The following is a 21,397-nucleotide window of genomic DNA, read 5'->3' on the forward strand; positions in this document are numbered from 1 at the left end:
ATTCGAAAGCTCTTCCGCAGTATGACCGCTCCTGGAGTTATCGCCGAAGAAGTCCTGTCGTCAGATGAGCGCCGGGCCAGCGAGAGGCATTCTGCACGTCAGCACGTAGCCCTGCGCTTTCGCAATTCGCATTTGATCTGTGATTTGACAGATCTTTCCGAGACTGGAGCGAAGATCAGCGTCCTCGACGGTGTTGTGCCGAATGTCGATGAGCCTGTAACGCTGACGCTATTCGACGGCACCGTCATTGCCGGCACCGTGTCGTGGCTACGGGAAAAACATATCGGCGTTGAATTCGCCACTCCTGTCAGCGACGTGGACGAGCGATTGGATTTCGAAAATCTCGGCAGAGAATATTTCGGCAAAGCCGTCAAACTTCAGAAGTCCGCGCGCCGGCCCTAGTTTCATCCGAAAGCTGTCAGCGCTCCGCAAGCCGCGCCAAATATAAGGTAGGATCACTTCGTGCCTTCCTTTACCCGGCTAAGCTAATGCGATCGCGGGCGCCGCTTCCATCAAACTTCGACATTCTCATCGACGACCTAATCCGTCGAGAGGATGAGATGCTCAGCGCGCCAAGTTCGTCGCGCCGATTTTCGATGAGCGGCCTCGAGGCCGCGTGGGACTTCGCTGCTGCGCGGGCCGGAGCAGCCGCTCGCTTAACTCAACCCAATCCCAAACATTATGGCGACGACGGCGGCAGCGAAATTGAGCCCGATGCTTCGTTAGATCCTAACAAAATATTACTCGAGCTGGGTCTCGGCTCAGGTGTCCCGGAGGCCGACGTCGCAAGTCTTCGACGCGAGTTCGCCTTGCGCAATCATCCCGACCGGGTTCCGGCAGAACTCAGGGCACTTGCAACCCAACGCATGATGATCGCCAACGATCTCATCGACAGATATGTTGCCGGGTTACGCAAATCTCGCGGCTAGGACCCGAGCGAAATTTGCTAAAATGCAAACAGCTTTGTTGGCGATGTTCCCATCAATGCCGTGTATTTTCACAATCAGTGGAATAACCGGCGAAGTGCGGTGAGGGACGAATATGAAAGACGTGGGTGCAGACCTCGGTGCGTTGCAAGCTCGTATGGCCGGCATCGGCTCTCGTCTTGGCGGTGACTGGGCAGAGAAACTGCAACCCCAATTGCATCTCGATCACGGCACGGCGGAATGCGCTTATTGGCATTCGGGCTATTATCAAGCCCTCGCAGATGTTCTCGACCTCATTGCGAAGCCGTCGACTAACGCCGACACCTCGGACATGACCATTCGGTACCGTGCGGCCGGCTAGGATGTAAGAAGTTTCCGCTCGGCAGAAATTGATGAAACATTTCGCACTCTTTTTCGAAGGCTAGCCGCTGTTCCGCGAAGTGGCGGAATTTGAACTGCGATGCCGTTCCGATGTGCGCTTTCAGTTTCGATTTCAAATTTTCTCCGGCGCTGCCGACATAAGTAATCGAAAAGCGGCCAAGGTAATCGATAAAACCGAGCGCGTAAGCGCCAGGACAATTTTCGACAAGCTCTTCATCGATCGCGTCAGCAGCGAGCGAGAAGGGGCCATGCAGACCGGTACCTGTCAGTTCCTGCTGCGTCATCTAACGATACCTAGATATAGACTGCGTTGCCTTGCCGGCTATTCGGTAAGTCGCCGGCGGATGTCTGTTGTGAGTTATCCTTCTGGCGACGCGCCGCTTGATCAGATGATGAGCCATCGCGCCGTTGCGCATCCCCATCTTGCCGTCCCGTGAAGTTGGAGCGCGCCTGATCACCGTCGCGGAACGGCGATCCGCTCGTTTGCCCGTTCGAGCTTGCCGAATTGCTCGAAGACGCTTCGGTGATCTTCAAACTGGCGACGTCGTAGCCCGCATCTCTCAATCCTCGCTCTAGCGATGCGCGATCGTCGTTGAGAATTTTCGCTGTCGCTGCCTTTGAAGCTTCAGCTTCGATTGCGAGCGAATTCGACTTGAGGCTGAGATGCAATCTCACAGAACCGAGGTCTGCCGGAGAGAGCGTCAAATCAAGCGATCGCAATACCGGTGTCGGAGCCGGAGCGCGATCCTGAAGGTCCATAGCAGTGGTATTCGGAGCCAACGCTGCGGCTTTGCCAGCGAGTGCATCAATGACACCGTTGCGAATTTGCGCGCTTACGCTCGGCTGTCCCTGCTGCGAGGGTTTGGGCTCGATCGAAAAGATCCGATCGTTGGAATCGGATGCATCCGCTTTCGCGACCTTGCTGCTCACTACATCGCCAGTCGCCTGCTGTTGAAAGCGTGCGCCGGTTTGATCCTTGTCGGCGAGGAAGGAGTTGTCCCGTGTATCCATCGCGGCTGCCGAGACGGCTTGCGGCTGCAGTTGAGGCAGCGAGTCATTCGATGTCTTAACTGACGGGTCGGGATTCCTTTGCTCCATCGTCGGCGGACGAGGCAGCGAGAAGGGCGCGGACGCGAGAGGATGCAGCGTGATGCGCTCCTCGGGCGCCAGCCTGGAAACTTGCGAAGCAGCGGCCGCGACCGTTGTCTCTGCGAAATTCCAATGTGTCTCTTGGCTATTGACGACCGCAGGCGTTACATCGCCGATCTCATTCCTATGCTCCAGCGGCATCGCATTCGGCATGGCGGCCTGTGCCAACTTCGTATTATCGTCACTCGGAACCTGACGCGATTTCGCGTCGAGCAATGCAGCGATGCTATCCTGCAGCAACAGATTTCCGGGCCGCGCCGCACGCTGCATATTATCGGAAGGCTGCTGCTCGACACTATCGGGTGCCTGGTCGACGGGGCCATTTACGACAGCCGCAATCGTAATCGGCGGCCCATTATCACTTCGCTCGACGCTTGTGTTAGCCTTCGTTTCCTGCTGACCGATGCTATCGAATGTTTCCTCGAACGACGAATCACCATCGTCCGCTTTCGAACTGCCCTGCTTTCGCGTCGATACGCTATCGCTGCGTCTAATGGAGTTGTCGGACGAAGACGCTTTGGCCTTGGTAGTATCCTTCGTCACGTCATCAGGCTTATCGTCGCCTTCCCGGGACTGCTTGGCTGTGTCGCGATGCGAGCCGACACGCATACGAACAGATTGCAGAAGTTGATCGACCTTGTCTGGCGCGGCGCCTCTGACCGGGGCTGTCATTTTTCACTCCGTGCAATGATCTGATCGGCTTCTTTCAAGAGGGCATCTGCCTTGCCGAGGGCAGCTGCTGCTTTCGGCAGGATCGGGAGCGCCGCACCCGCCCGCGCTTTCTTGACGTCATCGCGGCCAGCGGCTATTTCATCGCCAACTACGCTCTTCGCGATAAAGCCCGCCACTTCGCGAATTTCCGTATCGTCGTCGGAAAGCCGATCTGCCGTGATCTGATTCAGTGCCCTCAGGGCATCTCCCGCATCTGCTGAAGGCGCTTCGGCCGCTGCCCGATAAAGGCGAGCCTTATCCAATGTTTCAGGTGCTGCGCTTGCGATCTTCAGAATTCTGTCGGCCGCGGCCCGGGCCAGCTTCAATTTGCCTTGTAGAAGCGCTTCCCCGGCGACATCGATAAACAGTTCCGACGCAACCTGCATGTCCTCATCATCGAAGGAATCGGCCAACTTATTGACGATCGCTGGATCATCCATATCGCTGCGCTTTGCCGTTGCTTCCGCGAAATCGCGAAAGAGCTTCCACGCATAAATGGACTTTCCAAACTGGCGGACGTAGCTCGTCGTCAGCATAAGCGCGCGGCTCCTGTCTCCCATGCCAATGAGAATCGGGATTTCCCTTCGCGTGGCGGCCTCGTCGATTGCGGTGTGTGGGCAAGCAAGCCGCGCATCATCAAGCAACTCGATCGCCTTCGCCTGGCTGTCGTCGAGATAGAGCGAGGCGCGAGCCAACGCGAACGGTCCTACCAAGCTGACGTCGAGGGACCTCGGGTCGATCTCCATGAATAACTTCCGAGCAGCCCTCGGCTGTCCTTGGGCAAAACTCACGATTCCAGCCGCCAATTTCTGATCGGCCGTTCCGAGCGTATTGCTATCGATCAATGGGGTGAGAACGTGCGCATCGCCGCCGCTCAATACATAGAGCAAGCTCGTGCGCACGTTGATGTAGTCGCTCCAATCTTCCGGACCGAATTGGCGAACTTCACCGGCGATATCCCTCAACAGTCGCGCCTGGTCGGCAAGCGCTGCGCGGTCTCCATGTATAATTTTGTCCTGGATTGCACCCAATTGCTCGACGAGGCGGAGCGTGGCGTCCCTCGCCCGCGTCTCGTTCGCTGCCTTTGCGGCATACGAGGGCACGGCATGAGCGAGAGGCTCATCCGATTTCGGCTCACCGAATATGAATGCAGGCTGGAAGTAAAACGCCGCGCCGGCTGCGGCGCCGGCCAACGCAACGAACAAAGCAGCAGAAATCAGCGCAAGGCGCTTCATTTCTGATCCTCTCTGACGAGGATGTCGATCCTGCGGTTTGGTGCCGCCAACGTATCGGACGGAATTTTCGGGTCGCGGTCGGCGCGCCCTTCGATGGCTGTAACACGCGTTTCGGGAACGCCGCCTCGCACGAGCATGTAATAAGCCATTTGCGCGCGCGCCGCAGAGAGCCGCCAATTATCGTAGTTTCCGCTCCTGTAGGCGCGACTATCGGTGTGACCGCGGACGACTATCGTTCCCGGCTGGGCTTGCAGAACCTTTCCGATCTTATCCATCACGAGCACGAGTTCGGGGCGCGGCTTGGCCGAGCCGACTTCGAACATGCCGAAATGCGCGTCGTCCGTCAGGCTGATGAGGACTCCTTCTGGAGTTGCCTTTACCTCGACTTGCGGCAGATCTTTCGAGATATTCGCAATCGCGCTTGTGATTTGGTCTTCGAGCTTTTTCGCCTTTTCGTCTTTATCTTTATCGTGCGTCTTCTCTTCTTTCTTGTCTTCCTTCTTCGTCTGATCCAATGCCGCCGGCGTCTGTTTCGCTACGACGTCCTGTTGCTTCGGCTTATCGAGTTGGTTCGCCGCCTGCGGAACGGGCGGCGTCTGCTTGGCGGTCTCTGGAGACGGCGGTTTCGAATTGTTGGCTGTAACGGCCTTCGCCCCGCTGGGAGGGGGAGCTGCGGTCGCCGGCTGCTGCGCCGGCTTCAAGGTGTCCTGAGATTTCCCGGCCCGCCGATTGGTGCGATCGAACGGATCGCTGATGTTGCCGTCCGCGGGGCTTGCGGCCGTCGTCGGCGAATTGGCGCGCGCCTCGTCCGCGAGCTTCTCGAGAAGATCGCCCGGATTATCGAAAAGCGCCTGTTCCTTTTGAGCTTCGGTGCTTTTTCCACCGGCGGCCGCGCTCGATTTCTGCGCCGCTTCATCCATAGCGTCGCCAGTACGTTCTTTGCTCTCTTGCTCGGCTTCCTGCTTCTGCTGGCTGTTGATGACCTGCTTTTCGAAGCCTTTTTTGCCCCGCTCTTCGGTTGGCTTCGTCGCCGTTTCCGTCAAGTCCTCAAGGCCCTTCGGCGCAGCGTACCGGTCCGTCAGCCGCATCGGATTGAAGTAGGCGGCCACCTGGACGATAGTTTTCTTGTCCGCCGCATTGATCAGCCACATCACCAAGAAGAAGGCCATCATCGCGGTCATGAAGTCCGCGTAGGCGATCTTCCAAACTCCGCCGTGGTGTGCTTCGTCGGGGTTGCGCCGCCGCCGAATGATGACGAGCGGTTGCGATGAAACGTCTTCCTGACCGTTGCTCATGGTGCTATCGCCTCAAGCGCCGCAATCCACGCAGAAACATTGAGTTCGATCTTGGTGTCTTCAATGTGAGCGCGTATATCGCTGTTCGGACTTTCGGAGTATCCGATTTGAAAACCTTCCGTCGGCAATCGATCGCGAAGGCGTTCGACAATCTCGGCTGGCGCCTCAACGTGAACTTTCGCGCCTTCAACAAGAGCCCGTGAAATTGCATTCTCGAGATCCTGCAAAGCGCGTTCGCGCAACCGATCCATGAGCCACGGGCGCAGCAGCGCCGCTACACGCTCCTCGATGCTCAGCTCGATAAGTTTCGTGACGTTTTCCAGACGCGCGGCCAGGACGTCGGCGCAGTCGCGCTGCCAGTTCTGCTTTTCCTCAGCGAGCTGCTCGGAATGAAGATTCGTCGCTTCCGTAAGGCGAAGCTCCGCATCGGCGTCTGCTTCCGTTCTTCCATCGGCGTGACCCTGCCGATAACCGTCCTCGAACGCCGACTTTAATTCGGCTTCAAAATCGATTTTGGCTTCGCCGTTCTCGCGATCGAAGTCGGACAGGAGCGAAAACGCCGAACTGTGAAGTCTCGCCGTCATCCGTTCTTGACCCAGTGCTTCAGGATGGCTGTCGCCTGCTCCTCGTCACTATCGATGATGGCTCCGAGCTTTTCGACTGGCCCCAGCGCGAGCGACCGGCCAAACGATAGACCGGTTCCAAAGCCGGAGCCCATGCCCATGCCCATGCCCATTCCGCCTTCGCCCTCGAATGGATTGGCCCCCGGCTCCAACAATGGCGATGCCATCTCAGGCATATCTATGGGTGCAGCCCCGGATCCGGTGATCGACGCGAGCGGAGACTGGAGCGCTGCGACGTTGCCCGGTCCCTCGACGGCTGTTCCGTTCGACAGCAGCGTACGCATGACGGGTCTGAAGCCCGCCATCACCACGATGGCGGCGACGAGAAGTATCGTCAGCGATTTTATTCCCGTTCCCGCAAGGTTCATCAGCAACGGCGCCCACCCAGAGGCGGACGATGCTTCGTCGAATGGCGTCGGAGCAAAGTCGACTGCCGCGACGCTGATAAGGTCGCCGCGCTTCTTGTCGATGCCGGCTGCCGAGAGCGCCAGCTTTTCGATTTCGGCGACCTGCTTGTCGAAGTCTTCCGCCTTCGCGTCCTTGCCGATGACGTCGGCGAGGCGCTTCTTATTGATGACCACAGCGACCGAGAGATTATCGACCTTATATCCCTCGCTCGAGGTGGAAGCGGACTTCGAGCTGATTTCGTAGTTCGTCGTTTCTTCCTTGCGATCCTGGGCTTTCTTGGTCTGGTCTTTAGCCGGAGGCGCCTCGCCGGGAATATTCTGCTCGACGCTGACGTTCGTCTTTCCTGAAGCGTCCTGCGAGCTCTGCGCCTCTTTGATGAACCTGGTCGAACGCTCGACCTTGCTTTCGGGATCGAAATTCGTTTCGGTCGTTTGGTGCTTGTCGATGTTCAGGCGTGCGATCGCGCTGACCTCGAAATTATCGAGACCCAAATAGGGCGCCAGTGTGCGGCGGACGCTGTCCTGCACTTGCTGGGCAACGGTGCGTTCCAATTCGAGCATCTGGACGGGCGCATCGCCCGCTACATCGCGGCCGCCTCCGAGAATCGTTCCATCGGTGCCGATCACCTGAACTTGGTCCGGTGTCATTTCGGGAATTGCGGACGCCACAAGGTGCTTGATCGCGGGGGCCGCAGCGGCATCGCCAGAAATGTCGGTTCTAATCACGACGGATGCAGACGGCGGCTGCTTCTTGACGCGCAGCGCGTTCTGATCGGGAAGGAAGATGTGCACGCGAGCGGCGCGGATACCCTTCAGGTACTGAATGGTGCGCGAAAGCTCTCCTTCGAGAGCGCGGACGCGGGTAACCTCTTGCATGAACGAGGTGAGACCCAATGCACCGAGCTTGTCGAACAGCTCGTATCCGGCGGTCTGGCTTCCCGGCAGGCCCTTTTCGGCAAGAAGTGCGCGCGCTTGCGCGGTCTCACCGACAGGCACGCTCAGCTTGGTGCCGTCGATGCTGGTTTCAAAGGCTATCCCCGCCTCGCTCAGCACCGAGCCCATGCGACTTATGTCCGACGGCGTCAGGCCGACGTACAGGGTGTCGTAGCTCGAGCGGGAGGCGAAGTAGCTGCCCAGCGTTATCAGTGCGAAGACGAACGCGCCGGCGGCTCCGAGAGCCATAAGGCGCTGGCGGCCAAGGCCTTTCAAGCTCTGATACAGATTTTCGAATTGACGCCAATCCATCTTCAACCTTACCGGCAAAGTTAGATGCCGACGGTAGAGAGGGAACCTTGTGCAAAGGTGACGGGCCGCCCCCGCGAGGCATTCCGCGTTTGCGGAGCGTTGCCTCGGGGATGCGGCCCGTCTGATGCGTCAGTTAGGCTAGACTGAGCGTTGTGAAGGGCTCGGCGCCGATAGGCGCCGAGCTTCAGTCATTAGCGGAAGAGCGAGAGGATGTTCTGGCTCGACTGGTTCGCAATGCTGAGTGCCTGTACACCCAGCTGCTGCTTAACCTGAAGTGCCTGCAATCTCGTCGACTCCTGGTTCATGTCGGCATCGACCAACTGGGAGACACCCGTGGTGATCGAATCCCGCAAGGACGAGATGAAGCTCGTCTGAAGGTCGATACGCTTCTGGGCTGCGCCGAGGTTCGTAGCTGCCGTGGTCATTTCCTGGAACGCGCTATCGACGCCAGCGATGTACGAAACCAGCGTCGCCTGGTCGGTCGAGCTGTCCGTGAGCGAGCTGATGTCGATGCTCATGACCGACGTGCCGCCAGTCGTCACGATGGCGCCCGTCGTACCGCGCTGCGAGTCGAGGATGCCGCCGGTGGCGCCGGTTGTAGCGGTCGAGGAGTCGAAGAGAATCGACTTCGACGTATCAACCGAGATCGTGCCGATCGAAACGGTACCCGTCGTTGTACGAGCAAACGAAGCCACGATCGACTTCGTCGAGCTGTAGCCGGAGACCGACGAGTCAACCGAGACCCAGTTCTGGCCGGAGAAGTTCGCCGTAGCAGCGATACCCTTGAGCTGCTCCTGGAGCTGCGTGATTTCCGACTGAACCTTGGCGCGATCAACGCCCGGAGCAGCGGCTGCCGTCAGCTTTTCCTTGATCTGGCTGACGAGCGTGATGGACTGGTTCAGCGCGTTGTATGCAACGTCGACTGTGCCTTTGCCCAGGCCGAGCGCGTCTTGAACGGTCGAGAGCGCGTCGTTGTCAGACTTCATCGTCGTCGCGATCGACCAGTAAGCGGCGTTGTCCGAAGCGGAAGCAACTTTCAAGCCGGTCGAGATGCGATTCTGCGTCGTCAGGAGGTCTTTAGAGGTCTGCTGCAACGACTGAAGTGCGGTCATTGCGGAAAGATTGGTATTGATACTGCTCATGCCCATGTCCCTTGTCCTTCTACTCGGCACTAAAAAAGCGCACGCACACTGGGGACATGCCGGGTCTTCCGGCTTGACAGATCGGCATCATGCCTGTGGCGCAGGTGTCGGCGACCACTCTGTCATCAAACTTGAAATAGCTGAGACTTGTTTCCCAATAGTTACTTTTTGGCGACCAAACGTTAATCACCGCCTAGGCGATTAACTTCACAGCGTTCATCGACCTAGACGAACGATTTAACGAGTGCTCCGACGAGTAGAGTCCAACCGTCGACAAGTACGAAAAACAGAACCTTCAACGGCAGCGACACCACCGTGGGTGGCATCATCATCATGCCCATCGCTGTCATAATCGTTGCAACGACAAGATCGATGACGAGAAACGGAAGAGCTACGAGAAAACCTATTTCGAAACCTCTCCGAATTTCCGAAATCATGAAAGCCGGGATCAGGACGCGTAAATCATCTGATTCGGCTTTGTTTTGCTCGCCGAAACGTTCTGAAGACATTTCTTGAAAAAGAGCAAGATCTTTATCGCGAACGTTGGCTTGCATAAATGCACGGAATGGGGCGGTGGTGCGGGTATACCCCTCCTGCTGACTGATTTTGTTCTCGACCATCGGTTTGACGCCATTGTCCCAGGCTTGCTGGAACGTCGGCGCCATAACAAACAGCGTCATGAACAACGCCAAGCTTATGATGATCAGGTTGTTCGGCGTCGTTTGGAGGCCGAGGCCTGCCCGCAAAAACGAAAACGCGATCACAAATCGCGCGAACGACGTCACCATCATCAGCAGACCAGGGGCGACCGATAAAACGGTCATCACCACCAGAAGCTGGACGATACGGCCTGAGACGCTTGCATCTCCCGCTGGAAACAAAGTCTGAAGATCAACCGCCTGGGCCAGCGCGGCATCAGAAGACAGAGCCAAGGCCGCGGTTGCGGCGAGAATTCTGCGTACTGTCATTCGAGCACCAAGCCGCCGATCAACAGACCAAGGATTGCGCCGCGGCCGCGTACTCTTGCACGGTCGTCGAGTTGCTCGCGCAGGTTCTGGAATCCTCTTACGCCCTGAAAGTCGGATATTGTGAGCCCCTTTAGATAGGCGATCACATCCTCCTTCACTTCATTCCTCAGTGTCGTGGTTTCGGGCGTTCCATACGCGACGATGATCGAGACATCGAGGCGGACCCTCATTTTCGGTGTCGTTTCAAGGTCGGCGATGATGGAAGAAATTTCGACCGCCAGCGCGTCCTTCGGAAACCGGCCTGCTGTCGGCGTCTTCTCTTCTATCGTTTCGGCGGGCGGCGGGGCCAGCGCGCTTGCGGCATCCGGCAACGCGAAATAGCCAAACGCTCCTCCGCCGGCCGCGCCGATGATGACCGCGGCAATAGCCGACTTTACCAAGTCCGCGGCGCCGCCACCTGCATCGCCTTTGTCTTCCGCCATGTGCCGACGCCCCCCGCCCCTTACCTAGAACGGAGACACGATGTCGAGAATCTGCTGGCCATACGGTGGCTTCTGGATTTCCATCACAGTTCCCCGGCCGCCGTAGGAAATGCGGGCCTCGGCAATCTTCTCGTAGGAGATCGTGTTGTCGGTCGCGATATCGCGCGGACGAATCACGCCCTGAACGTTCAACACGCGAAGTTCATAATTGACGCGCACTTCCTGCGATCCGCTCACGACAAGGTTTCCGTTTGGAAGCACTTGGCTGACGACGGCGCCGACAAGCAAATTGATGCTTTCAGATCTCGCGATCGCACCTTTTGAACCCGTGGACGTCGTTCGATCGAGGCTGCCGTCGAGCTTACCGGAACCGGAGGGGCCCGTGCCGCCGAAGCCGAAATCGAAGTCCGCTGACGACTTGAGGCCTACGCTCGCATCGCGCGACCGGTTCAGGTTGTTATCAAGCGACGCCTTGTCGTTGATTTGAATTTTCACCGTCACGACGTCTCCAACGTGCAAGGCGCGCGCGTCACGAAAGAGATCGGCCCCGGAATCCTGCCACGTTGAATTTCCCGAGTGGTAAGCGACAGGCGTAACGGGAAGATCGACATGCGCCGTACGATCCGGCGCCAAGCCACTTCCGACGGGCGACAATGTCGGTTCGCGGCCGATTTCGCGCAGTTGATCGGCGCACGCCGTCAGCAGCAAAGAGAGCAATGCAACTGCCGGCGCTGCCCAACGTATTTTACTGCACATTGGGCTTGCGCTCCGGGTGAACCGCAATCTCTCCAGCTCCCGCAATGACGGCCGATAGTCGCGCCGCCTTGGCAGTTTCCATCTCGGTCATGATGAGGCTCGACACTTTCGGGGTGAGCTTCGACACGACCGCGGCGGCGACCATCTCATCCATTGCCGCAAGTTGCGCGGCGGCGGCGTCGGGCTTCATCTTGCTATAAATTTGGACCAGCGATTCCGTCGCGCGCACGGTGAAATCCTCGCGCATCTTGATCCAGCTCTTCAGAACTTCCGCTTTCTCTGCGAGCAGACCGATACGCTCATCAAGCTGCTTCTGCGCCTTTTCCAGATTGCGGGTCTGCTGCGCGATTTGTGCGGCGGTCGCTTCGTCCAGAACGTTTGAGCAGTACTGCTGAGCCGGGCTCAACTCGGGGGTCGACGGCGGCGGCACTTGCAGAACTTCCAATTCCTTGTCGTCCGGCTTTGCGTCTTCCGCGCCGACGCCCGGCGCAAGCAACATCAGAGCGAGAGAGGCCGAGATCAGGCGAGTGAACAATCTCATTGCACCACCAGCTCGGCTTGCAGCGCACCCGCTGTTTTCATGGCCTGCAGGATTGCGATAATTCCAAGGGGCTTCAGACCCATTCTGTTGAGGGCCGTGACGAGTTCACGCAGATTGGCTCCGCGCGTGATCTGCACGGCCCCGCCCGCTTCGTGCACATCGACCTCCGTATCGGGAACAACGACCGTCTCTCCTCGATTGGAGAATGGAGCCGGTTGAGAGACCTTGGGCGTTTCCGTAACACGGACGGTGATGGTGCCATGAGCAACCGCAACGGTTGAAATGCGCACTTCGCTGCCGATCACGATCGTGCCGGTGCGCTCGTCTATGACGACGCGTGCCGACTGATCCGGGTCAACCTCAAGCTCGCCTATTTCCGCAAGCAGCCGAGAAGACAGCATGCGTGGCGGTTTGCGTATCATTACCGATTGCTGATCTTTCGCGCGCGCTATCGGCATACCGTAGCGGTCTTTTGCGAAGTCATTGATGACGTCCATGATGCGGACAGCCGTCGTGAAGTCGGGATTGCGGAGCTCGAATTCGAGCGGCATGTCCTCATTGAAGGCGCCCGGAGCGTCCTGCTCGACGATGGCACCATTCGGAATTCTGCCGCGTGTCGGAATTCCCGATGTTATCGACTCGGCCGCGCCCTTCGCGAGGAATCCCGAAATCGTCACTTGGCCCTGTGCGGCCGCGTAGATCTTCTGGTCGGCGCCGGCGAGCGGCGTCAGCACGAGCGAGCCGCCGGCCAACGACTTGGCGTCGCCAATCGATGAAACGGTTACATCGAAACGCGAGCCTTTGGAAGCAAACGGCGGGAGTTCCGCCGTGACCATAACGGCGGCGACGTTTCGCGTCCGCGGCTCGTACTGCGATCCGCGAATGTTGACGCCCATGCGATCCAGCATCGCCTGAACCGACTGCTGCGTGAACGGCGAATTTCTGAGGGTATCGCCCGTTCCGTTCAGGCCGACGACAAGGCCGTAGCCGACGATCTGATTAACTCGGACACCTTTGAGGTCGGTTATGTCCTTGATGCGCGTGCCGGCCTCGGCAACGTGCGCCAGGCTGAGAAAAAAAAAGAATAGTGCAGCGGCCAATCTCATTGATCGTCCACCGTCAATGTTTGATCGGCCTTGATGCGAGCCTTGATGATGAGGCCCGTGTCTGGGTTGCGAACGTTTATGATTTCGCCGACGGATCCGGATTGCAGCGGCACGCCGACACCAATGATCGATACGAACTGGGACTCATAGGTGAGCTTGTAGGTCTTGCCCTGCTTTATGAGGTCCGGCGTTTTGACGGCCGTTCCTGGGATCAGCTCATTCGGCAACAACGTGCGGCGAGCAACCTTGCCCAGCAGCTCTTCCGAACGTTCCCCAAAAACCGGCGGGTTATTTGGGGCAACCAGCAATTTGCGCTCCATGAGTGCTTCCGACGTGATGACGTCGCCCGGATAAATGACAGCGCGCGGAACGAAAACCGTGCGGCCGCCTTCCGTCGCGTGCACAACAGCAGAGGCGGCGAAAATCGCCAGCAGCGCCGCTGCCGCGAAGCCGCCCGTGTTCCGCATGCTGCGCAACCCAATCATCAGCGAATATCCTTGGTGATGACGTTGTACATGTCGTCGGCAGCAGAAATGACCTTTGAATTCATTTCATAGGCGCGCTGCGCGGAAATCAGCTCGGTGATTTCCTTTACGGGGTCGACGTTGGAGCTTTCGAGATAGCCTTGTTGGATCGTCGCAAAGCCTTCGTCGCCGGGGCTTCCGATCACGGGGCTCCCGGATGCCAGCGTTTCCCGCATGAGGTTGCCGCCGAGTGGCGCAAGGCCGGTCTCGTTTGCGAAATTCGCGAGAGACAATTGCCCGAGAAGCTGCTGCGTTCCGGTCGCGCCGATGACCGCATAAACTTGGCCGGCAGCGTTGACCACCACGTCCGTCGCGGTGTTCGGGATCGTGATATTCGGGATGACGAGGTTGCCCTCGAGCGTGACGAGCTGCCCCGTCCCATTCTTATTGAAAGCACCGGCGCGCGTATACAGAATTTCGTTGTTCTCGCCCTGGACCTGGAAGTAACCGCGCCCGTTCAACGCGAGATCGAGCTTGTTGTTCGTCGATGCCAGCGCACCCTGCATGGAAAGATTGCGGATGGCGACGGTCCGTACCCCGAGGCCGATCGTATTGCCTTCCGGAATGATGGTATCGTCATCGCGCGCAGCCGTGCCGGCGGCGCGGTCCGTCTGATAGAGCAGATCGGCGAATTCAGCGCGCGAGCGCTTGAAGCCTGTCGTGTTGATGTTCGCAACGTTGTTGGCGATCACTTCGACGTTGGTCTGCTGCGCCGACATGCCCGTCGCAGCAATTGAAAGCGCTCTCATGACTTACGACCTCAAATTTGCATACGACTGATTTCTTGGTAGGCGCTCACGACCTTGTCGCGAACGGCAACAACAGTGCGGAGTGCCTCCTCAGCCTCCATGACGGCTTGAACGACTTGCTGCAGCGGTGCCTTACCTTGCATGCCGGCGATAGCTGTTGTTTCGCCTGTCTTCACCGTTCCGATGGCGTCGGCTGCCATGCTCGCCAAGGTTTGCGCAAAATCGCTTTGCGGCGCGGCTCCCGATGAAACGTTCGGCGCCCCGCCGATGCCCTTCGACGCCGCAGCGCCGCCGATGCGGTTGATATCGGGCGATAGCATTGCGATGCTCAGGCTCATGAGTTCGGCCTCAATAGATCGAGGGTCATCGAGACAATCTCGCGGACCCGTTTGATGACTTGTGTGTTGGCGGTATACGAACGCGACGCCTCGCGCATGTCGGCCAGCTCGACGAGCATGTCGACGTTAGGTAACTTGACGAAGCCTTTTCCGTCGGCAGCCGGATGCCCGGGCATGTATTCAGTGCGAAACGGCGCCGTATCCCGGTCGATATTGTCGACCTGCACCATGTCGATGCCGTCCATATCGTCGGTGACGGACTGGAAACTGACCGTCTTGCGCTGATAGGGATCGGACCCCGCGGTCTTTCCGGTCGTTTCGGCGTTGGCGATGTTTTCCGACAGCACCCGCATACGGGTCGACTGAGCGAAGAGGCCGTTCGACGCGGCCCTGCTGGCGGCGATAAGCGGATCACTCATGGATTAGCCTTTCGTCACGGATCGCAGCATCCCGTCGAACGTCCGCATGATCTGCGTGTTCATCGTGTAACTGCGCATGACCTCGTTAGACTTGAGAAATTCCTGTTCGAGATTGACGTCGTTGCCAGAAACGAGAATCTCGGCCTCACCGAAACCGCTCTCCTGCTGGCGCAAATTACCGATATCGGCCGAGGCCATGTGCTGTCCGTCGGTCACCGTCATCGATACGGATTTGCTCATCACGTCTTCGAAACTTTCGACGTCTTTCGCCTTGTAGCCGGGCGTATTGGCGTTGGCGATGTTCGACGAAATCACCGACTGGCGCTGCGCGAGCCACTCATTTTGGCGAAACGCCAGATTGAAAAGTTGCATGGGCTGCATGAAAAGCGATCCTTAGGTGGCCCCACTTTCCTATGTGCACCCGCTCCCTTGCGTCGGCCTGAACAGTCGGCTGTGCGGCCGCAACTTCTCGCGCGGCACGCCTTAAGCGTCCTCAATTGAGGCGGGCTTCTCCGAGCGCATCGTGCAACCTCGTCGTGTTTCGGCCTGGGCTGACGGATTCGCCTTCGAAAGAGATGTAGGTGATTTCGACGCCCGCCTCCTCGGCCTCGAGGATCAGCCTGAAATAAACGTGGACGGACTGATGGTGAAATTCCATATCGAGTAATACGCGGGGCAGCGATCCCCACTCCAGGTAGACATCGCCCGCGTGGCCGAAGGTCAACGTTTCCGGCTTGAACGACAGCTCGATCGAGGACTGCACAAGCGAGCCAATGCTCGCGATCTGACCGGTTTTCAAATAGCTGACGAGGTCGGGAAGGTCGATCAAGCGCAAGTCGGATGCGACGCAACGGATGCTCTCGCCGAGAATCTTCTCTCGAACTTCCGAATGATCGATGCGAAATGGAATCATCAACGCCTTTTCCCTTTAAGCACGTACCGGACCGGACCGGTTTCGCCCCGCCTGAAGGCGAAGGAGAATCGCGGCGACCGCCTTGTAGAATTCGACCGGGATCATTTGATCCACACTCACTTTTGCATAGAGGGACCTTGCGAGGGCCTTGTCTTCTATGACTGGAATGTCATTTTCTTCGGCAATTCTGCGAATCGAGAGCGCTACGAGATCCTGCCCCTTGGCGACGACACGCGGTGCGCCGCCTTCTGAACGGACGTAGCGGAGCGCCACGGCAAAGTGAGTCGGGTTGGCGATGACCAAGGTTGCACGCGGCACCGCGTGAAGCATGCGCTGGCGTGCGCGGGATCGGGCGATGGAACGCCGCCGCGCCTTGATGAGCGGATCGCCTTCCGACTGCTTTCGTTCGTCTTTGACTTCCTGCGGCGCCATTCGGAGCTGACGGCGCCAAAGCACGTGCGTGACAGGCAGATCGAAAATCAGAAGACAAAACGAAAGGACCGCCAGCGACGTGAGCAACAGGGTGACGCTCTTTTGCGACAGCCTGAGAATGGCTGCTGGATCGCTCCAAATCGAATTGGCGAACTCGTTCCACAGCAGCATCAGGACCGCGCCGGACGTTGCAGCGACGATGATCAATCTGAGCGTGAGCTTGAGAAACTCGAACGATCCGTTCGCGCTGAAGATGCGCTTCCAGCCCGTCGCCAGAGATAACCGAGAAAGCTCCGGCGTCACCCGCTTGAAGATTGGAAGTGGCGGTGTCTGGAGCACCGATGCCAATACGCCGGCCGCGGAAAAGCAGAGTATGATGGGAGCCGTCATAAGCGCGGCGTTTCTTCCCACCACGTCGAAAACCATGCCGAGATCGCCCGCACTCTCCAGGCGAATGGAGCCGGCGTTGGTTAGCAACCCCATCAGAAGCTCAGCGAAGTTGGTCAGAAAAACTTGGCCGAGGACCGAGATGACCAGAAGCGCCGCGAGAAGATACGCGAAATTGGTGGCCTCCTGCGAGATCGGGATGTTGCCCTCTCCGCGAGCGTCAGACATTCGCTTGTCTGTCGCTTCTTCTGTGCGGCTTTCTTTATCCTGCCCTTCGGCCACGATCGAGCTCCCGCGTCCTGCCGACTAGGCGGTTTCTAAGGACGTGCTCGAGATATCGATTGCGCCTTCGGCTGAAAGCCGCAGAACCGAATCAACCATCGCTCGCCGCGCATCGGAAATGTCGCGCGCGGGAACGTTGGCGGGGCTTTGCAATTCCGCTTCCGCCATGCGGCGAGCCCGCGGCGACAGCGCGGAAAGAACCTTGCTCTGCAGTTCCGCATCGGCGCCTTGAAGCGCGAGAACCGTGCGCTCCACCGGAATGCCATCCATCAACACTGTCAGTGCACGCGCAGGCAGTTTCAACAAATCCTCGAACTTGAACAGCATCTTGCGGATCGCTTCGGCGTCCTTCGGTTTGATGCTGGCAAGGTATTGCAGGGCCTGGGCCGAATCCTCGCGGTCGAGATTGTTCAGGATGCCTGCGAGCGACAAATGCTTATCGGAAGAGCGCCGATCATTATCGAACAGTTCTTCGTTCAAACCGCTTTCGAGAGCTTCCACGACCTGAGGTGCGACCTGGCCGAGTCCGAGTATGCGGTAGAGAAGATCGTTGCGCTCAGCGACCGGAAAGCCCTTTAGAACTACAGATGCCCGTTCGCTACCAAGGCGGTCGAGATAATACGCGGCGACTTGCGGCGATTGTTGATGGAAATGCGCCTGCAGCACATCGTCGGGAAGTCCGGCGAGCTGGCTCCAAATATCCTGGCGCGCAATGAATTGATCATTGGGATCGCCGGTCGATTTGTTCTCGGAAATGACGTCCGTCACCAGACGTTTGACATCTTCGGCGCGACCGAGAAACGGCGTACCTTGACCGAACTGGCTTTCAAATTCCTGGACGATCTCTTCGAGCTCGGCCGCTGAAATCGTCGGCATGATCTCGGCGGAGCGAACGAGAATGTTCAGTTCTTCAGGATTGAATTTTTTGAGGAGACCGCTTGCGCGTTGCTTGCCGAGCGCAAGAAGAAGCACTCCGACTTTCTCGGGTCCCGTCAGCGTTCGTCCGGAATCTGACAACGGGTCGCGCATGGACTGCATGTAGGTCACTATTTTCCGGCGGTGGGCAGGGCGCCGACCTGAGTCAGCACGACACCGAAGCGCGAGGTTCCTTCGTTCAGAACGACGACCTCTCCGCGCGCTATTAAGCGGCCATTGACGAGAATATCGACCGGATCGCCGACCATCTTGTCGAGCTTGACCACCGAGCCCTTTGCCAACTTCGCCAGGCTCGCGACGGGCATCTTGGTCGAGCCGAGGACGACTTTCATCATCACCGGCAGGCCCATGATCAAGGCGCTGTTGCCGCCGAAGTCCGTCGCATCGGCGTGCGCGTCGACATGGGCGGCGTTGTGCGGACTTTCCGCCAAGCCCGCGGCCATTGCTTCGCTGAAATCGCCCATACCGGCCAGCGCTTGATCGAAGCCGGCTTCTGTCGCTTCCGAAGCGACTTCCGCTTCTACTGCATTACTCGGCGTCATTCCGGCTATTTCCTCGTGCTAAGGTATTCCGACTCAAATTCTGACATTCGAAGCATGCCGCAGCCTTGTGGCGGGGCGCGCTAAAGCCCGTAGTATTCATCCACGGCTTCCCTCTGCTGATCGAATTCGTCATCGACACGCAGTATCAGCGCGTTGTCGCGCTTACCCAATTCGCACCAGAACACCGGGCTTTCGTCGGCATCGAGCCGAACACGCGACATCGACGACAACTGCAGCTCGACGACCGAGCCGACGGCGAATCGTTGGACTTCACCGAGGGAAATGGGGCGTTCCTCGAGAACGCCGTTGAGCTCGATGAAGGAACGAGCGATTTCCTCGGATAGCTGCTTCGACCACGCAGGGTCGTCGCGAGTGCGGTGCGCCGCGACGTTCAGGGCCTCGCTCGGGGTTGGGCCTGCGAGCACATGGCGGATGGGATCAAGCGCCGCCTGTGGGATGACGATCGTTACGATGCCGATATGGCCGCCGTAGTCCAGAGACAGCCGCGCGGCGATGACGGGCGATGAAGTCGTCAGCTGCGGTTCGAGCTCGATCTTTTCGACAACGGCTCCGATGTCGAAGCCGACATCGACGAGAATCGAGAATGCGCTCGTCATGGCACGCGCAACGCGCCGGAACAGAACACGCAGGACGTTCGCGTCGGTTCGGGTCGGCTTCCTCGCTCGCAGACCACCCGGCGGAAAGCCCTCGCAGCCTGTCGCCGCCTCAACGAAAAGTGTGGTCGCGGCCGGATCGGCGAGAAAATAGAGCCAGCTTCTCCATCTTTCGGCGCGCACCACACCGGCGAACGCGCCCTGCGGCAGTGCGCAGGTATCGCCAATGGTCGAGGCCGAGAGATCGAGAAGGCGCACTTTCAGCGGCAAAAGCGAGAGATTGCCGATCTCCTCGGTCATCACGCGCGGCAGCTGACCAAATATCATCTGCAGGCCCGGCAGGCGATCGGGACTGTTTTGACCGGTCGAAAGCGCGCGCTCGAGCGATCTTTCCGTTTCCATCCGCTTCTTGGCTGCGACTTCGTTCAGCGCGCTATTCGACATATCGGCCGCCTCGCGATGTCATCGCCGCGTTTGCAGATGGCCCGGAGAAAACGCAAAGCGCTTGCCGGAACATCAGGCTGCCTTTCTTTCTTGACCGCGGCGATCGAGACCGCCGCCCATCGTCGCCGTCTCAACCTCGTTGATCGTCGGGCGTTCGTACGCCGAAATCGCTTTGCGGCCGTGTTCGATAGCAACCTGAGGCATAGCGCCGTTCATGAACGCCAACAGCGATTGCTTGACGATTACGTAGGATCGCAAATTCTTTTCACGGATGAGCTTCACCTTCGTCGCAAGGGGGCCGACGACCGCGTAGGAAAAGAAGATACCCGCGAACGTTCCGACAAGAGCGGAGGCGATGAGGTGACCGAGGATCTCCGGGGACTGGTCGATCGCGCCCATGGCTTTCACGACACCAAGAACCGCAGCGATGATGCCGAGAGCCGGCAGACCGTCACTGACGGCAATGAGCGCGTGATAGGCCTTTAGCTTATCGTGCCGCACGGTTTCGATTTCCTCGTCCATCAACGATTCGATCTCGTGGGTCCGGGCATTCCCCATAATGATGAGACGGAAATAGTCGCAGATGAAGGTCGTCAGTTCTTCGTTCGCAGTGACGGTCGGCGACCGCTTGAACACTTCTGCGTCCTGGGGCGCATCGATGATCATTTCCATTTCGGCGCGGGATTTATCGCGAAGCTCGCGCATCATGAAAAAGAGCAGCGCAAGAAGCTCGATATTCTCGGCCTTCGTCGGCGTACCGTTCTTGATAGCCTCAAGCGTGGCTTTACCCGTGTCCTTGATCGTTTTCATCGGATTGGCGACGACAAACGCGCCCAAGGCCGAGCCGCAAATGATGACGTATTCCCAGGGTTGCCAGATAACCCAGACGTGGCCACCCATAGCGGTGAAGCCGCCGAGCATGCAGACCAGTGTGATAATCAGGCCGAGCAGAATGGTCACGAGGGTATCCCAAATGCCAATTTAGGCGAAAACCCATAAAGGGCGCTTTGGCTTGCGTGGGACTTGCTCGTCCCAGCGCGCGGGGTGTCAGCCACCCACAAGTTCGCGTTGTTACGTTTCGGCGACAGGACGAGATCCACGAAGACGGATTGCAACGCATGCCATCGAATATCTACGTCGCCCTCTCTGCTCAGATGGCGCTGCAACGACGCCTCGATACGGTCGCGAACAACGTCGCGAACACCAACACTGTGGGATTCCGTGGCGAAGAAATGTCGTTCGAGGAGCTCCTGACACCGGCGGGCAAGGAACCCGTTAGCTTCGTTTCGAAAGGCAAGAACCATCTTTCGATGAAGACCGGCGAAGTTACGCAGACCGGAAACCCCCTCGATGTCGCGGTGAGAGGCGATTCGTTCCTGGCTATCCAAACTCCGAACGGAGTTGCCTATACGCGCGACGGGCGCATGCAGATGACGAGCGAAGGCGTTCTGACGACGCTTGCGGGCTACCCAATTCTCGACGCCGGCGGATCGCCGGTGCAGCTCAATCCCAATGATCCGGCACCGACCATCAACAAAGCTGGCACGATCGAGCAGTCGGGCAACAATCTCGGCGCGCTCGGGCTTTACCGGATGCCGCGCGGAGCAATTCTGACGAGAGCCGAGGGCGCGTCGGTCGTGTCCGACATTGCACCAACGCCCGAGATCGACTTCCTCAACAATGGCGTCGTGCAAGGATACGTCGAGAAATCGAACGTCAATCCGATCCTGGAAATGACGCACCTCATTACCATTCAACGGAATTTCCAGGCCGTCACCAATATGCTGAGCGCCACCGAAAACTCGCTCGACGATTCTCTGAAAACTCTCGCGGGCTCGTGATGTCTAGCC

General features: G+C 58.5%; 26 protein-coding genes. 4 read left to right on the forward strand and 22 right to left on the reverse strand.

The features are described from left to right. The first annotated feature begins 21 nt into the window (after positions 1 to 21). The 3 genes from K2Q04_RS19530 to K2Q04_RS19540 all read left to right on the forward strand — a co-directional run bounded on the left by K2Q04_RS19530 (position 22) and on the right by K2Q04_RS19540 (position 1,287). Entirely contained in the window at positions 22 to 402 is a 381-nt protein-coding gene (locus K2Q04_RS19530) for a PilZ domain-containing protein (RefSeq protein WP_291166649.1), read from the forward strand. A 158-nt stretch (positions 403 to 560) separates the two neighbouring features. Then, positions 561 to 929 carry a molecular chaperone DnaJ gene (locus K2Q04_RS19535; RefSeq protein ID WP_291166651.1) on the forward strand — a complete coding sequence of 123 codons (369 nt, stop codon included), beginning with the start codon at positions 561 to 563 and terminating at the stop codon, positions 927 to 929. A 112-nt stretch (positions 930 to 1,041) separates the two neighbouring features. Then, positions 1,042 to 1,287, forward strand: a complete 246-nt coding sequence (locus tag K2Q04_RS19540; RefSeq protein WP_291166654.1) for a hypothetical protein — start codon at positions 1,042 to 1,044, stop codon at positions 1,285 to 1,287. Between the two features lie 314 nt (positions 1,288 to 1,601). On the opposite strand, the gene K2Q04_RS19545 is transcribed toward K2Q04_RS19540, so the two are convergent. The 22 genes from K2Q04_RS19545 to motA form a co-directional block, all read right to left on the reverse strand. Next, positions 1,602 to 3,128: a flagellar hook-length control protein FliK gene (locus tag K2Q04_RS19545; RefSeq protein WP_291166656.1), complete on the reverse strand. Its 1,527-nt coding sequence runs from the start codon at positions 3,126 to 3,128 to the stop codon at positions 1,602 to 1,604. Then, on the reverse strand, positions 3,125 to 4,402 hold the full coding sequence (locus K2Q04_RS19550) for a hypothetical protein (RefSeq protein WP_291166658.1): 1,278 nt from the start codon (positions 4,400 to 4,402) through the stop codon (positions 3,125 to 3,127). The genes K2Q04_RS19545 and K2Q04_RS19550 overlap by 4 nt, the downstream gene beginning before the upstream one ends. Then, positions 4,399 to 5,697 (reverse strand): MotB family protein, encoded by a 1,299-nt coding sequence (locus K2Q04_RS19555; protein ID WP_291166660.1) that lies wholly within the window; start codon positions 5,695 to 5,697, stop codon positions 4,399 to 4,401. The genes K2Q04_RS19550 and K2Q04_RS19555 overlap by 4 nt, the downstream gene beginning before the upstream one ends. Next, positions 5,694 to 6,281, reverse strand: coding sequence for a hypothetical protein (locus K2Q04_RS19560; protein WP_291166662.1), 588 nt, complete (start codon positions 6,279 to 6,281; stop codon positions 5,694 to 5,696). Before K2Q04_RS19560 ends, K2Q04_RS19555 begins: the two co-directional genes overlap by 4 nt. Then, entirely contained in the window at positions 6,278 to 7,972 is a 1,695-nt protein-coding gene (gene fliF / locus K2Q04_RS19565; protein WP_291166664.1) for a flagellar basal-body MS-ring/collar protein FliF, read from the reverse strand. The genes K2Q04_RS19560 and fliF overlap by 4 nt, the downstream gene beginning before the upstream one ends. A 191-nt stretch (positions 7,973 to 8,163) precedes the next feature. Then, a complete protein-coding gene (locus K2Q04_RS19570; protein ID WP_291166666.1) occupies positions 8,164 to 9,120 on the reverse strand; it encodes a flagellin in 957 nt (318 codons plus the stop codon). A gap of 218 nt (positions 9,121 to 9,338) precedes the next feature. Next, on the reverse strand, positions 9,339 to 10,082 hold the full coding sequence (fliP, locus tag K2Q04_RS19575; protein ID WP_291166668.1) for a flagellar type III secretion system pore protein FliP: 744 nt from the start codon (positions 10,080 to 10,082) through the stop codon (positions 9,339 to 9,341). Continuing rightward, entirely contained in the window at positions 10,079 to 10,564 is a 486-nt protein-coding gene (locus tag K2Q04_RS19580; protein WP_291166670.1) for a flagellar basal body protein FliL, read from the reverse strand. The genes fliP and K2Q04_RS19580 overlap by 4 nt, the downstream gene beginning before the upstream one ends. Before the next feature lie 24 nt (positions 10,565 to 10,588). Beyond that, the gene (gene flgH / locus K2Q04_RS19585) at positions 10,589 to 11,320 is read right to left on the reverse strand and encodes a flagellar basal body L-ring protein FlgH (RefSeq protein WP_291166673.1); all 732 of its coding nucleotides are present in this window, start codon (positions 11,318 to 11,320) and stop codon (positions 10,589 to 10,591) included. Continuing rightward, positions 11,310 to 11,861 (reverse strand): hypothetical protein, encoded by a 552-nt coding sequence (locus tag K2Q04_RS19590; RefSeq protein WP_291166676.1) that lies wholly within the window; start codon positions 11,859 to 11,861, stop codon positions 11,310 to 11,312. Before K2Q04_RS19590 ends, flgH begins: the two co-directional genes overlap by 11 nt. Beyond that, a complete protein-coding gene (locus tag K2Q04_RS19595) occupies positions 11,858 to 12,961 on the reverse strand; it encodes a flagellar basal body P-ring protein FlgI (RefSeq protein ID WP_291166678.1) in 1,104 nt (367 codons plus the stop codon). The genes K2Q04_RS19590 and K2Q04_RS19595 overlap by 4 nt, the downstream gene beginning before the upstream one ends. Before the next feature lie 2 nt (positions 12,962 to 12,963). After that, positions 12,964 to 13,452 carry a flagellar basal body P-ring formation chaperone FlgA gene (gene flgA, locus K2Q04_RS19600; RefSeq protein WP_291166681.1) on the reverse strand — a complete coding sequence of 163 codons (489 nt, stop codon included), beginning with the start codon at positions 13,450 to 13,452 and terminating at the stop codon, positions 12,964 to 12,966. Further along, positions 13,452 to 14,240: a flagellar basal-body rod protein FlgG gene (gene flgG, locus K2Q04_RS19605; RefSeq protein WP_291166683.1), complete on the reverse strand. Its 789-nt coding sequence runs from the start codon at positions 14,238 to 14,240 to the stop codon at positions 13,452 to 13,454. The genes flgA and flgG overlap by 1 nt, the downstream gene beginning before the upstream one ends. Positions 14,241 to 14,251: 11 nt before the next feature. Beyond that, the gene (locus K2Q04_RS19610; protein WP_291166685.1) at positions 14,252 to 14,578 is read right to left on the reverse strand and encodes a flagellar hook-basal body complex protein FliE; all 327 of its coding nucleotides are present in this window, start codon (positions 14,576 to 14,578) and stop codon (positions 14,252 to 14,254) included. Beyond that, on the reverse strand, positions 14,575 to 14,997 hold the full coding sequence (gene flgC, locus K2Q04_RS19615) for a flagellar basal body rod protein FlgC (protein ID WP_291166687.1): 423 nt from the start codon (positions 14,995 to 14,997) through the stop codon (positions 14,575 to 14,577). The genes K2Q04_RS19610 and flgC overlap by 4 nt, the downstream gene beginning before the upstream one ends. Positions 14,998 to 15,000: 3 nt before the next feature. Then, the gene (flgB, locus tag K2Q04_RS19620; RefSeq protein WP_291166688.1) at positions 15,001 to 15,378 is read right to left on the reverse strand and encodes a flagellar basal body rod protein FlgB; all 378 of its coding nucleotides are present in this window, start codon (positions 15,376 to 15,378) and stop codon (positions 15,001 to 15,003) included. A gap of 112 nt (positions 15,379 to 15,490) precedes the next feature. Continuing rightward, positions 15,491 to 15,910, reverse strand: a complete 420-nt coding sequence (locus tag K2Q04_RS19625) for a hypothetical protein (RefSeq protein ID WP_291166690.1) — start codon at positions 15,908 to 15,910, stop codon at positions 15,491 to 15,493. 15 nt (positions 15,911 to 15,925) lie between these two features. After that, positions 15,926 to 17,011 (reverse strand): flagellar type III secretion system protein FlhB, encoded by a 1,086-nt coding sequence (locus K2Q04_RS19630; RefSeq protein WP_291166692.1) that lies wholly within the window; start codon positions 17,009 to 17,011, stop codon positions 15,926 to 15,928. Positions 17,012 to 17,035: 24 nt separating this feature from the next. Next, positions 17,036 to 18,049, reverse strand: coding sequence for a FliG C-terminal domain-containing protein (locus K2Q04_RS19635; protein WP_291166694.1), 1,014 nt, complete (start codon positions 18,047 to 18,049; stop codon positions 17,036 to 17,038). A gap of 8 nt (positions 18,050 to 18,057) precedes the next feature. Continuing rightward, the gene (gene fliN, locus K2Q04_RS19640; RefSeq protein ID WP_291166696.1) at positions 18,058 to 18,489 is read right to left on the reverse strand and encodes a flagellar motor switch protein FliN; all 432 of its coding nucleotides are present in this window, start codon (positions 18,487 to 18,489) and stop codon (positions 18,058 to 18,060) included. Between the two features lie 80 nt (positions 18,490 to 18,569). After that, on the reverse strand, positions 18,570 to 19,547 hold the full coding sequence (locus K2Q04_RS19645) for a FliM/FliN family flagellar motor switch protein (protein ID WP_291166698.1): 978 nt from the start codon (positions 19,545 to 19,547) through the stop codon (positions 18,570 to 18,572). A gap of 72 nt (positions 19,548 to 19,619) precedes the next feature. Beyond that, on the reverse strand, positions 19,620 to 20,507 hold the full coding sequence (gene motA / locus K2Q04_RS19650) for a flagellar motor stator protein MotA (RefSeq protein ID WP_291166700.1): 888 nt from the start codon (positions 20,505 to 20,507) through the stop codon (positions 19,620 to 19,622). A 158-nt stretch (positions 20,508 to 20,665) separates the two neighbouring features. On the opposite strand from motA, the gene flgF reads away from it, so the two are divergent. Beyond that, complete coding sequence (gene flgF, locus K2Q04_RS19655) at positions 20,666 to 21,388, forward strand: flagellar basal-body rod protein FlgF (RefSeq protein WP_291166722.1); 723 nt, start codon at positions 20,666 to 20,668, stop codon at positions 21,386 to 21,388. Positions 21,389 to 21,397: the final 9 nt, after the last annotated feature.

This window comes from Hyphomicrobium sp. (assembly GCF_019753045.1).
Lineage (GTDB): Bacteria > Pseudomonadota > Alphaproteobacteria > Rhizobiales > Hyphomicrobiaceae > Hyphomicrobium_B.